This window comes from Paenibacillus sp. SEL3 (assembly GCF_054602585.1).
The window spans coordinates 6,100,900-6,112,408 of sequence record NZ_CM137725.1; the positions used below are offsets into that span (position 1 = coordinate 6,100,900).

The window sequence follows — 11,509 nt, forward strand, 5'->3', positions numbered from 1 at the left end:
CTTTTTGATCCCGAATGAAACCGCATACATTTCTCTATCCAAACAGACGTTCAATCCCTATCTCGATTTGTCTTCTCCGAGCTTTATAATGAAAGCGCAAACAACAATGATAGAGAAATATTCAGAACGAAGGGGAATCGAATGTGATGAGAACTAAATGGTTCATAAAAAGCAAATTGTTGACGAGACGTCTGGCTGCGCTGTCGATGTCTGCCCTGGTGATTTCAACCCTTGCAGCCTGTGGGGGCTCCTCCAACCCTCCCACTGCGGAGGAAGCGGGCAAGTATGAGGCAACACCGGGAGACCCATTCAGTGCCTATAAAGACGAAATAACCGTAACGATGGGGCGTGTGACTACAGCCAACCCGAAACTGCCGGCTGGAGATACGTATGAGAACAACGCGTATACTCGGCTGGTCAAAGAAAAGTTTAACGCTAAGATTAAAGACCAATTTGAAGCCAACGGAGAAGATTACAGCCGTCAGGTTTCTCTCGCCATCGCCTCTGGAGAACTGCCTGACATGATGCGTGTTGATTCCAAGGATGAACTCAAAGAACTGGTTGATAATGATCTGATTGAAGATATGACGGAAATTTACAAGCAGTATGCCACAGATAACATCAAGAACATATACGACTCTTATGAGGGCCGTGCATTGGACAGTGCGACGATAGATGGACGTTTAATGGGACTTCCGGCTACTTCCCTAGATTCCGCGCCAACCATGGTCTGGGTTCGTCAGGATTGGCTGGATCTACTGGGAATCCAACTTGACGCAGACGGAGACGGGGCCATCAAACTGGATGATGTGGAGAAAACGGCCGAGGAATTCTTGAAAAGAGATCCTGGACAATCCGGGAAACCGGTAGGTATTCCCTTTGTGAACACCCTGAATACAAGTGACTATAATGGTTCTGCCTATACCATGCTCGGAGTTGCCTCCACCAAGGGTGCATTCCCTCAATACTGGTTGAAGGGGAAGGACGGCAGCATTGTTTATGGCTCGACAACTAAGGAAACCAAGCAGATGTTAGGCGTCATGGCAGATTGGTTCAAGAGAGGCCTCATCGACCCGCAATTTGGAACACGCACATTTGATGATATTACGGCACTGTACACCAACGGCCAAAGCGGTATTGCTTTTGGACCATGGCATATTCCTGACTGGGGTCTGAGCAGCGTGAAGCAGATGGATAAGAATGCGAAATTCACGGCTTACACTTTGGAGGATGCAGACGGAAAGGTAAACGTGGCACACGCCAATCCAGCTAATCAGTTTATCGTTGTGAGAAAAGGATATGAACACCCGGAACTCGCCGTTAAAATAGTAAACCTTTTCTACGATAAATTGGCAAATGATAAAAATGTGGAAACATCTATGCCAGAAGCCGCCAAGTATCAAGAGAACGGCGTAGACGGTTCTACCAGACCTTTTAATATTGAAGTCAACTCGGCTACCTCGCTGCTGGATGATTACTCTGACATTGTTCGCGGGATTAAAGGGGAGATTAGTTTGGATCAGGTCCGGACGACAGAATCAAAGAACAATATTAAAAGTATTCAAGCCTACTTGAGCGATATGGATACGGATAACGTAACAGCCTGGGCGAAATATCACTCGCGTATCAACGGAGTGGGACTCATCGACAAACTGACACGGGAAAACAAATTCGTTTGGATGACACCCGCTTTCTCTGGCACTACACCAAGCATGAAACAGACATGGGCTAATCTGACTAAGATGGAGCAGGAATCTTTCATCAAAATCGTGACTGGTGCAGAATCTCTGGATTACTTCGATACTTTCGTTAGCAATTGGAAGAAACAAGGTGGTGACCAGGTAATTCAGGAAATTGAAGACGAGGCTGCATCCGAAAAATAAACAATCATGAACTGCTAGAAGGGCTGCGATAAGCAGCCTTTCTTCAGGAAAGGGGTCCATCCATGAAACAGGGAAATGAGAGAGCAAAAGGTCGGTTGGGCACGGGTGCCATGTATCATTTGATGATGCTTCCGGGGATTTTATTTTTACTGGTATTCAGCTATGTTCCGATGGTCGGTGTCATTACGGCGTTTCAGGATTATATACCAGCCAAGGGGATGTTTGGCTCCAAATTTGTAGGGCTGAAGCATTTTATTTATATGTTTAAGCTGCCGGACATCGCACAGGTTTTTAGTAATACGTTGGTGATTGCCATTGCCAAGATTCTATTGGGAACAATGATGGCTATCATTTTTTCCATCTTGTTAAATGAGATCCGCATCAAATTCGTTAAAAAATCCGTACAGACAATTGTTTATTTGCCACACTTTTTATCCTGGGTAGTTCTAGCATCCGTGGTTGTTAACATGTTCAGTTTGGATGGAATTGTGAATCAAATTTTGGCTTTTTTCGGTCTGGAGAATATTAATTTTCTCGGCAGCAACACCTGGTTCCAGCCGCTGATTATTGGGACAGACGTGTGGAAGGAGTTCGGTTACAGTTCCATCGTCTATTTGGCTGCAATTACTTCGATTGATCCGGGTCTGTATGAAGCGGCAGGAATGGATGGAGCCAGCTGGTGGAGAAAAGTATGGCATATTACATTGCCAGGTATGCTGCCTATTATCCTGCTCATGGGAGTGATGAGTCTGACCAATATTTTGAGTGCCGGCTTCGATCAAATTTATAATCTGTATAATCCGGTTGTCTATGAGTCGGGAGATATTCTGGATACTTATGTATATCGGATTGGACTCGTTGGGCGACAGTATAGCTTCGGTACGGCTGTTGGCCTGTTCAAGTCAGTGATCGGTATTGTTTTGCTATTGTCCGCCAACCATTTGGCCAAGAAATACACCGACCGAAAAATATTCTAAGGAGGCAAAGCCTATGTCATATTCTGTAAGCCTAAAAGATCGAATTGGCCGGTTTGTCATCAATGCCATCGTCATATTTCTGGCATTGATCTGCCTTCTTCCGTTATGGAATATCGTTGCGATTTCATTCAGCAGCAGCGAGGCCGTGTCAGCTAATGCTGTAGGTCTCGTACCGGTCAATTTTACAACAGCAGCGTATACGAAAATTATCGATGATGCTCAGTTCTGGCGTTCCTTTGGCATATCTGTTCTACGTGTTGTGCTCACACTTATTCTCAACATGATTCTTATTATTTTAATGGCATACCCGCTCTCCAAGTCGAAAAGGGAATTTAGGGGTAGAAACATTTATATGAATGTCATGATTTTTGCCATGCTGTTCAGCGGCGGGATGATCCCGAGTTATCTACTGATCAAAAACCTCGATATGCTTAATACAATTTGGTCGCTTGTTCTACCGGGAGCTGTCCCTATATTCAGTGTCATCCTTGTCATGAACTTCTTCTCTGCTGTACCTAAGGCGCTAGAAGAAGCAGCATTCATCGATGGGGCGAATCCGCTCCAGGTCCTGTTCAAAGTGTATGTTCCCGTGTCCATCCCTGCGCTGGCGACGGTAGCACTATTCAGTATCGTGGGAACGTGGAATGATTTCTTTAGCGGTTTGATCTATATGACCCAAGTCAGCAATTATCCGCTAATGACTTATATTCAGTCCCTTAACGTGAATATTGCCGAACTTCTTCAATCCGGCACCAACTCAGCACAACTCAGCAACCTGACTGAAATTTCAAACAAAAATCTAAATGCGGCAAAAATCGTAGTCGCTGTCATCCCGCTACTGCTCATTTATCCGCTGCTTCAAAAATATTTTGTGACTGGAATTGTTGTAGGATCGGTAAAAGAGTAATTGTATGATGTGACTTGATTAAGATAAAAATACTATTTGTGATTGGAAGGGTTGTAATGAACAATGGAAAATAAAAATTGGTGGAAAGAAATCGTTGTATACCAGATATATCCACGGAGTTTTCAAGATAGTAATGGTGATGGAATCGGCGATTTGAAAGGAATTGTTTCCCGTCTAGACTATTTGCAGCAACTCGGTGTCGGTGCAATTTGGCTATCACCAGTTTGTAAATCCCCTCAGGATGATTTTGGTTATGATATTTCGGACTATCGGGATATTGATCCGATGTTCGGGTCTTTGGATGATATGGGGATGTTAATTCATGAGGCTGGGAAACGTGACATTCGAATCATAATGGATTTGGTGTTAAACCATACTTCCGATGAGCATCCATGGTTTCAAGAAGCAAAAAAAAGTAAAGAAAATCCGTACCATGACTACTATGTCTGGAGAGATGGCGTTGAAGGAATGCCACCAAACGATTTGGGTTCCATCTTTGGTGGTTCAGCATGGGAATGGGTACCCGAGATAGGACAATACTATTTACATCTTTTTTCTGTAAAACAGCCGGATCTCAACTGGGAAAACCCAAAAGTCCGACAAGAGATTTACGAAATGATCAATTGGTGGATAAGCAAGGGTGTAGGCGGTTTTCGACTTGACGTAATTGACTTAATCGGAAAAGAGCCAGATTTGAAAATTACCAGCAACGGGCCGAATCTGCATAAGTATATCAGGGAACTCAGCAAGGAGACGTTTCAAAAAGCTGGAGACCTGCTGACGGTTGGAGAAACATGGGGCGCTACGCCAGAGATCGCCAAATTGTATAGCAACCCGGACGGCAGTGAGTTCTCAATGGTATTTCAATTTGAACATATTAGTTTGGACGAACAAGCGGGGAAAGGGAAGTGGGATCTTAAGCCTCTAGATTTTCTAGAATTAAAAAAAGTGTTGTCTAAATGGCAGACAGAGCTGAAGGGGGATGCCTGGAACAGTTTGTTTTGGAATAATCACGACTTACCCCGAATCGTTTCTCGTTGGGGAGATGACGGAGAATACAGGATAGAATCGGCTAAAATGTTGGCAACCCTTCTTCATGGCATGCGAGGCACACCATACATTTATCAGGGGGAAGAATTAGGAATGACGAATGTTCAATATCCAATTGAAGACTATCGGGATATTGAGTTACTAAATTTCTACAAAGATAGAATTGAGAAAGGATACCCTGAAGACAAAGTTATGGAGTCAGTCTTTGCAAAGGGTCGTGATAACGCTCGAACACCAATGCAGTGGGACGCTTCCAACAACGCTGGTTTTACATTAGGGAATCCTTGGATTAAAGTAAACCCGAATTATAAGGACATCCATGCACAAGAAAGTTTAAATAACCCTGAATCCATATTCCATTATTATCGGAAACTAATCCGATTAAGGAAAGATCATGAAGTGATCATATATGGGGATTATGAGCTGATATATCCCAAGAATAAAGATTTGTTCGCGTACACTCGAACGCTGAAAGGAGCCAAACTACTTGTAGTATGTAATTTTCAAAAATACACAACCCATCTCCCACTTCAGAAAGAGCTGGCAGAGACTAAGCAGCTGCTAATATCCAATTATCCAAGTAACATGTTTGAAATAGAAATGCGCCCTTATGAAGCGAGAATGTACCTTATCGATACACTCCATAAATGAAAAGGTCTCAGCTTTTTAGATTTCTTTTTTTGATGACAATAACCACAAATAGTAACAAAGGGAGAAGAATTTGAAAAATAGGAAACCAGGAATTAAGAACAAATTTTCGACCGATTACCATGTGATGAGTATAGTTAGGCGACAGAAAAGAAAGCCCGTAAATAAGTGCAGCAAGGGGAAGAATCCATTTTTTAAATCCGACTCCGGTTATTTTTTCAAGTCCTATCACTGCACCGTTAAAAAATAAACACATTTTGATGATCAAGCCAAGAAAAAGAAGCAAGGTGAAAAGGGCATCCATTCGTTCGAACAGATCTGCTAATTCAATCAACTGAACGGTTTCCAAAAGAGGAAGTGTGCTATTGGCGGCGATCTTGGGTCCGAGAACAAAAATATCCAATTGATTAACAAATGTTAGAGCAAGTGCGGTCATTATATAGGCAAAGAAAACGGGTTTTGTGAGATTCCGGCCTTTATGTACAAGCGGATAAAATACAAGAAATAACACAGTTTGTCCGAATGGAAAGGAGATAAGCTCAGGAATAGCGGCTTTAAATATGGGTTTCCATCCTTCCTCTAAAACTGGAAGGGAATTTTCCAAGTGAAAGAGACCAGTTGCCGGAATTAATATACTAATTATGGCGTATCCAAGTACAAAAAAAGGGAAAAGGAACAAGCAAAATAAGAAAAATGCTTTGTAGCCGTAACGAACCGTGTTGGATACAACCACGATTGTGATCAAGATGATGATCCACAAAGGGGTTTGGCGGAGCAAAGTCATTACTGTCACCTCGCCTAAATCGCGTATGTTCCGAGAAGCTTCATATGTAAAATACATCACAAAAAGTAAATTGATGAGTGTGCCCACATATTTCCCAGTGTAACGGCGAAACAACATGAACAAATCTAATTCAGGATCTTGATAGTGAATAACAAGATGGAGCTTTAGCAGAAGTAGTCCTGCTAAAGCTCCTATCAACATGACTAACCAAGCATCTTGATTTGCTTCAGCCCCCATTAAAAACAAAGTTGTACTTCCAACTTCAAATAAAGACATACAAATGATCAACTCGGATACTCGGATTTTATTTTGACGCATGGCTTCAATTCACCTCTCCCTGTTTATCTCATTTCAACAGTTCGTTAAAAGATTTTTCGAATAATCCTGGACGTGCAAGCTTCATTTTTACATCTATTTTTATATCCATGTTTGCTAACTCTCCAGGCCACGTCTCTTTTATTTTTTTCCAGTCTTTTGGATACTTGTGATGAATTTTATTTCCAATACCGATAAGGTCGATATTCTTTTGCTGTAAGGCTTTCCAGCCTTCCTGAATTTGCGATTTGATCGTTTCTGCTGCTTGCATCTGCAATTGATGTGTACTTTGCATATTTTTCATTTCTCTTTGGGAAGAGGCTGACAGAAGATCACCGGTAGCTTTAACGTCAACGTTTAGGTAATAATGATTTAAATTCTTGATTGGCGTAGCCTTAATCTTGGCTTTCCGGATGAGGAAAGCGGACGTAACATTTCCATCCACATAGTTTACAGTAGTGTTTTTAATCTGGTTGTTTAACCATGAAACCCCCATACTTTCCTTTTCATTTAGGAAGCCGACTCTCTTGTCTTTCTGAAAAATGCTTAAACCCGATAACTTGAGTTTACTTTTGGCGGAGGTTTCCTTGAAAACATCAACAGAGTTTAGTTTCTCCGGCTCTGAACCCTCAAGAGATATTTCTGGAACTCCGGCTGCGCCACTATCGGAGCTAATTTTCGAAATAAATTCATACATGGATATTGCGGGGTAGATTGATCCTAATTTGCTATCTCTTTCTATAATCTTTTCTAAAGCTTGACCAGGAATTTTCTCTGGTGGTACAAGCTTTTTTAAAAAATCACGAGCCTCTCCGTTGGCAATGAATACTTTTACAGTTTCTCGTGAATCAAGGTTGCGGAGGTAAATATCAATAATCTCTTCAATGCCTTGTTCTGCTGCTTTTTTTCCAATAACGAGTATATTATTTTGGGCAAAATATAGTTTACGCGGGTATTCCAGGCTACTCTTCGTAACGGTTTCTCTCAATGTTTTTCCATGTGTAGAAAAGGTATGTACAGCGCTTTGCGATGCCCCGGTGGAAGAACCACCTGATCCAGTCGTCATAGCTGATGGAATTATGATTTGATAGGTATTGATCCAGTCGCCCTTATGGCCATCAATTCCAGTTGCTGTTGTGATGGCTAATTCGTTCAATTCTGTACGATCTACGCACCCTGTAAGTAATAACCCTGCAATAAACAGAACATAACTAACTCTTAATTGCCGCACCATTGATCTCTCCTATTTTTGGGTATCAGACTTGTCATTATTTTTGATTTCATCCGAACTAGCAGGGTATTGGTGAGCTGCCTGTCTTGTCTGGTTATGGCCTGATTTTTCGCTAGGTCTGGTTTTCATAGCCCACCACGGAGCTCTGATGATAAGGTCCTTCATATTAGATTTAAAGGTGGGGCTGTAGGGCACAAAATAATCAACTCCGAATGATTTGAGAGATACAAGATGAACAAGAAGGGGGATAATTCCTATCAGAATACCGAATAAGCCCAGAGCCCCCGCCAGTAGCATAAGTGCAAAACGCAACAACCTGACTGCTGAAGCCATACCAAAATACGGGATGACAAAGTTCGATATAGCAGTGAAGGCAACAACGATAACCATTGCACCTGAGACCAGTCCGGCTTGCACCGCTGCCTGCCCGATAACCAGAGCTCCTACAATGGAAACGGCTGGTCCGATGACCCGTGGCATTCGCACACCTGCTTCACGAATCACTTCAAACATCAATTCCATCATTAATGCTTCAATTAATGCAGGAAAAGGAGTTCCTTCCCGTTGAGCCATCAGCGTAATTAACAGCGTGGTGGGGATCATTTCCTGTTGGAAAGTCGTCAAGGCTATAAATAGAGAGGGAAGCAACAATGAGACTAGAAAAGATACCACACGAAGAGCCCTTAAAAAAGTTGAAATGTCATATCTCTGGTAGTAGTCTTCGGCCGTTTGAAAGAAATTGAAGAAAGTTACAGGTGCAATCAGAGCGAATGGCGTCCCATCAACCAGAACAGCTACTTGTCCGTCTAAAAGGCTACCTGCGACAGTATCCGGACGCTCTGAGTTTAGCATGGTGGGAAAGAGACTAAGTGGTTCATCCTGTATGAATTCTTCGATATAGCCACTTTCAAGTATGCTGTCTGTATCAATGGATTGAAGCCGTTTTGTAATTTCCCGTATTACTTCTGGATTAGCGACATTTTCAATGTAAGCTAATATGACTTTAGTTTGTGTATATCGTCCAATAACGTGACTTTCAAATTTAAGGTCAGGTGTCCGCAATTTTCTTCTGATCAGTGTAATGTTAGTTGAGACATCCTCTGTAAATCCTTCTTTAGGACCCCGTACTACGGTCTGAGTACTGGGTTCCTGAATAGCCCGTCTTACTCCGCCTGCGATGGAAACTGCCAAAGCATAGTTGTTTCCGTTGATGACAATGACAGCATTCCCGGAGAGAATGGCTTGATATACCTCATTTTGCGAATGTATCATTTGAATATTTCCTGCTGGAATTGTCTTCTTTAATAGAGAGACCGTGCTATTTTCACCAAGCTTAGAGGAAGATTCAGAGAGTTTTTCTGTAATTAAACCTTCCATTAAATCGGAAAGTAAGTTTTGATCAATTAATCCCTCGATATAACATACTGCGAGATGACCGGCATGGGCAGGATTTTCGGAAAAATTACGAATGATAAAATCAGGACCTTGTCCGAGTTTCGATTTGAGTAAAGACAGAGTTTGGGGCAATGACGGATTAATGGGGTCAGTTGTTTGCTGATTGGACTTTTCACTATCTTGTCTACGCCTTCTTTCAGGTCTCAGAACGTTTCTAAACCAACCTAACAACACAAGTTAACCCCCTTGCTTTATTGATAAAGCATATTTTATCCTCTAAGACCTAAAATATACTTCTTAAGAGCAGTTGATTCCAAAGTTAACCATTAAAATCTAAAAAATCAAAAGCGAGCGCCGTCCAACAGAGGAGAGCGCCCGCTTTTGATTTTTTGGAAATAACTAAATTCAACTAGCAGGTCAGGGAATCAACTCGAGCCCTTCTCCCGGTTCCAACACTTTCCCTACCCCTTCCTTTAGAAGCGAGGCGAAGTAGTGAGGGTCTTGTTTGATATGAGGGAACGTATTGAAATGGATCGGCACAACTTGTTTCGCTTGAAGCCATTCAGTTGCCAGCGCAGCATCTTCTGGACCCATAGTATGGTTGTCTCCGATCGGCAGAAATGCCAAATCGATATTGCTGAGTTCTCCAATCACCTTCATATCGTAGAACAAACCTGTGTCTCCTGCGTGGTAAATCGTTCTGCCCTCTGCTGTGAACAGAATCCCTGTAGGCATTCCCGTATAGATGATTGTTTTAGTCTCCAGATTAACGAGGCTTGAGCTATGAAAAGCCTGGGTTAATTTCACTTTTCCAAATTCGAATTGATAAGCTCCCCCAATGCTCATGGCGTGGGTTCGTACACCTTGCCAACTGAGAACATCCGCTAGCTCTGCCGATGCGATTACCAGCGCGTCATTTCGTTTTGCAATTTCCACAGTATCTCCAACATGATCCCCGTGGCCATGGGTCAGAAGGATTACATCAGCCTGCACGTCGGTTGCTTCCAGATCGGTGTTGGAGTTGCCTGTAATAAAAGGATCAATAAGAATAATTGTGCCATGGGTTTCGATTTTTACAACGGAATGTCCATGATAAGATACTTTCATTTTTCTTCCCCCTTGGTCAAATCGGCGGTGCCGGGTTTATTCAGATTAATGTGATGTAACAAACCATTGCCACGATATTGGCTAATCTCCAATCGCTATCGAAACATACTCTTAGAAATTCTTCGCAGCATTGCGCGCTTTTTCAATTGCTTCGGCTTTGATTTGGGGAGCGCGGTCTCCCGCCGTGGACAGACCTTCCACAAATAGGCTATCAAAGTCTGTTACGCCGACAAAATTCAAAACCGTCTTCAAATGACGGCTTCCATTCTCGCGTTCCGCCACAGGACCTTCCGAATAGATGCCGCCGCTAGCTTGAATGTGGAATGCTTTTTTGTTATGCAGCAGTCCAACGGGGCCATTCTCCGTGTATTTGAATGTTTTGGCTCTGACGCAAAAGGAATCAATGTATGCCTTCAATACCGGAGGGTAAGAAAAGTTCCACATGGGTGTAACGAACACGTACTTGTCCGCAGTGACAAACTCTTCGAGCAAATGATTCAGTTGGGTTATTTTTTCTTGATGCGCGGCAGTCAATTGATCAAACGATGCTCCCGTTTGAAGCTTGCCCCATGCCTCCAATACATCTGCATCGATATGCGGAATGTCTCGTTGATACAGATCTACGTGCACAATCTTATCTTCTGGGTGACTTTCTTGATAGGCTTGTACAAATTGCTCGCCAACGGAAAGGCTGTAAGATGCTTCAGGATTACCAGGATGCGCAGTGATATAAAGAAAGTCGACATAATTATATTTTCTCTCCTTCTTATATAAAATTACGATTTAAACAATAAAAGGGGCGATGCCGTTGCCATAAGACCAGTTGTCTTTCGTGACTTCAATTAAATTGATAAAAACATCCTCGGTTCTAATGTTGCACTGCTCATGCAGTTGTTCAGCAAATGCCGCATAGAACTCTTTTTTTACTTCAGACGATCTGCCGACATTCAAAATGATTTGAACGATGAGAAATCCATCGCTTCTTTCAATGTCCAGACAGTTTGGATCAAAGTTGAAGTTCTCTCGGTTGTGTTCCTCGATAATCAAAAAACGATCATTTTCAGGCACTTGCAGCTTGTCCACGATCGTTTGCGAGACGGCCTCTTTAATACGGGCTTTAGCTTCGCTCGAACGTCCTTCCAACGTGACGATACGCGTTAAAGGCATGTAGATTACCTCCTCTTTTTGTTGATATGCTTTATTCTATCTGTT

10 protein-coding genes are annotated in these 11,509 nt (G+C 42.5%); 4 read left to right on the top strand and 6 right to left on the bottom strand.

The genetic code is table 11. The annotated features are described in order from the left end of the window. Nucleotides 1–146: 146 nt before the first annotated feature. From ACYCS5_RS27630 to ACYCS5_RS27645, 4 genes are all read left to right on the top strand, one after another. Nucleotides 147–1,883: a type 2 periplasmic-binding domain-containing protein gene (locus tag ACYCS5_RS27630; protein ID WP_340885428.1), complete on the top strand. Its 1,737-nt coding sequence runs from the start codon at nucleotides 147–149 to the stop codon at nucleotides 1,881–1,883. Nucleotides 1,884–1,945: 62 nt separating this feature from the next. Next, nucleotides 1,946–2,860, top strand: coding sequence for an ABC transporter permease (locus ACYCS5_RS27635; RefSeq protein WP_039274897.1), 915 nt, complete (start codon nucleotides 1,946–1,948; stop codon nucleotides 2,858–2,860). 13 nt (nucleotides 2,861–2,873) lie between these two features. After that, complete coding sequence (locus tag ACYCS5_RS27640; protein WP_029515317.1) at nucleotides 2,874–3,767, top strand: carbohydrate ABC transporter permease; 894 nt, start codon at nucleotides 2,874–2,876, stop codon at nucleotides 3,765–3,767. Nucleotides 3,768–3,830: 63 nt separating this feature from the next. After that, complete coding sequence (locus ACYCS5_RS27645) at nucleotides 3,831–5,468, top strand: glycoside hydrolase family 13 protein (protein ID WP_029515316.1); 1,638 nt, start codon at nucleotides 3,831–3,833, stop codon at nucleotides 5,466–5,468. A 7-nt stretch (nucleotides 5,469–5,475) separates the two neighbouring features. On the opposite strand, the gene ACYCS5_RS27650 is transcribed toward ACYCS5_RS27645, so the two are convergent. From ACYCS5_RS27650 to ACYCS5_RS27675, 6 genes are all read right to left on the bottom strand, one after another. Next, the gene (locus ACYCS5_RS27650; RefSeq protein ID WP_029515315.1) at nucleotides 5,476–6,567 is read right to left on the bottom strand and encodes a GerAB/ArcD/ProY family transporter; all 1,092 of its coding nucleotides are present in this window, start codon (nucleotides 6,565–6,567) and stop codon (nucleotides 5,476–5,478) included. Nucleotides 6,568–6,595: 28 nt separating this feature from the next. After that, nucleotides 6,596–7,798 carry a Ger(x)C family spore germination protein gene (locus tag ACYCS5_RS27655; RefSeq protein WP_029515314.1) on the bottom strand — a complete coding sequence of 401 codons (1,203 nt, stop codon included), beginning with the start codon at nucleotides 7,796–7,798 and terminating at the stop codon, nucleotides 6,596–6,598. 9 nt (nucleotides 7,799–7,807) lie between these two features. Beyond that, the gene (locus ACYCS5_RS27660) at nucleotides 7,808–9,424 is read right to left on the bottom strand and encodes a spore germination protein (protein WP_029515313.1); all 1,617 of its coding nucleotides are present in this window, start codon (nucleotides 9,422–9,424) and stop codon (nucleotides 7,808–7,810) included. 183 nt (nucleotides 9,425–9,607) lie between these two features. Continuing rightward, entirely contained in the window at nucleotides 9,608–10,297 is a 690-nt protein-coding gene (locus ACYCS5_RS27665; RefSeq protein WP_165150643.1) for a metal-dependent hydrolase, read from the bottom strand. 111 nt (nucleotides 10,298–10,408) lie between these two features. Continuing rightward, nucleotides 10,409–11,074 (bottom strand): FMN-dependent NADH-azoreductase, encoded by a 666-nt coding sequence (locus ACYCS5_RS27670; RefSeq protein WP_459761345.1) that lies wholly within the window; start codon nucleotides 11,072–11,074, stop codon nucleotides 10,409–10,411. Between the two features lie 6 nt (nucleotides 11,075–11,080). Next, nucleotides 11,081–11,464: a tautomerase family protein gene (locus tag ACYCS5_RS27675; RefSeq protein WP_340885432.1), complete on the bottom strand. Its 384-nt coding sequence runs from the start codon at nucleotides 11,462–11,464 to the stop codon at nucleotides 11,081–11,083. Between the last annotated feature and the right edge of the window lie 45 nt (nucleotides 11,465–11,509).

Coding starts and splice junctions, on each gene's coding strand:
- ACYCS5_RS27630 (WP_340885428.1), top strand. CDS start 147: ATGAGAACTAAATGGTTCATAAAAAGCAAATTGTTGACGAGACGTCTG.
- ACYCS5_RS27635 (WP_039274897.1), top strand. CDS start 1,946: ATGAAACAGGGAAATGAGAGAGCAAAAGGTCGGTTGGGCACGGGTGCC.
- ACYCS5_RS27640 (WP_029515317.1), top strand. CDS start 2,874: ATGTCATATTCTGTAAGCCTAAAAGATCGAATTGGCCGGTTTGTCATC.
- ACYCS5_RS27645 (WP_029515316.1), top strand. CDS start 3,831: ATGGAAAATAAAAATTGGTGGAAAGAAATCGTTGTATACCAGATATAT.
- ACYCS5_RS27650 (WP_029515315.1), bottom strand. CDS start 6,567: ATGCGTCAAAATAAAATCCGAGTATCCGAGTTGATCATTTGTATGTCT.
- ACYCS5_RS27655 (WP_029515314.1), bottom strand. CDS start 7,798: ATGGTGCGGCAATTAAGAGTTAGTTATGTTCTGTTTATTGCAGGGTTA.
- ACYCS5_RS27665 (WP_165150643.1), bottom strand. CDS start 10,297: ATGAAAGTATCTTATCATGGACATTCCGTTGTAAAAATCGAAACCCAT.
- ACYCS5_RS27675 (WP_340885432.1), bottom strand. CDS start 11,464: ATGCCTTTAACGCGTATCGTCACGTTGGAAGGACGTTCGAGCGAAGCT.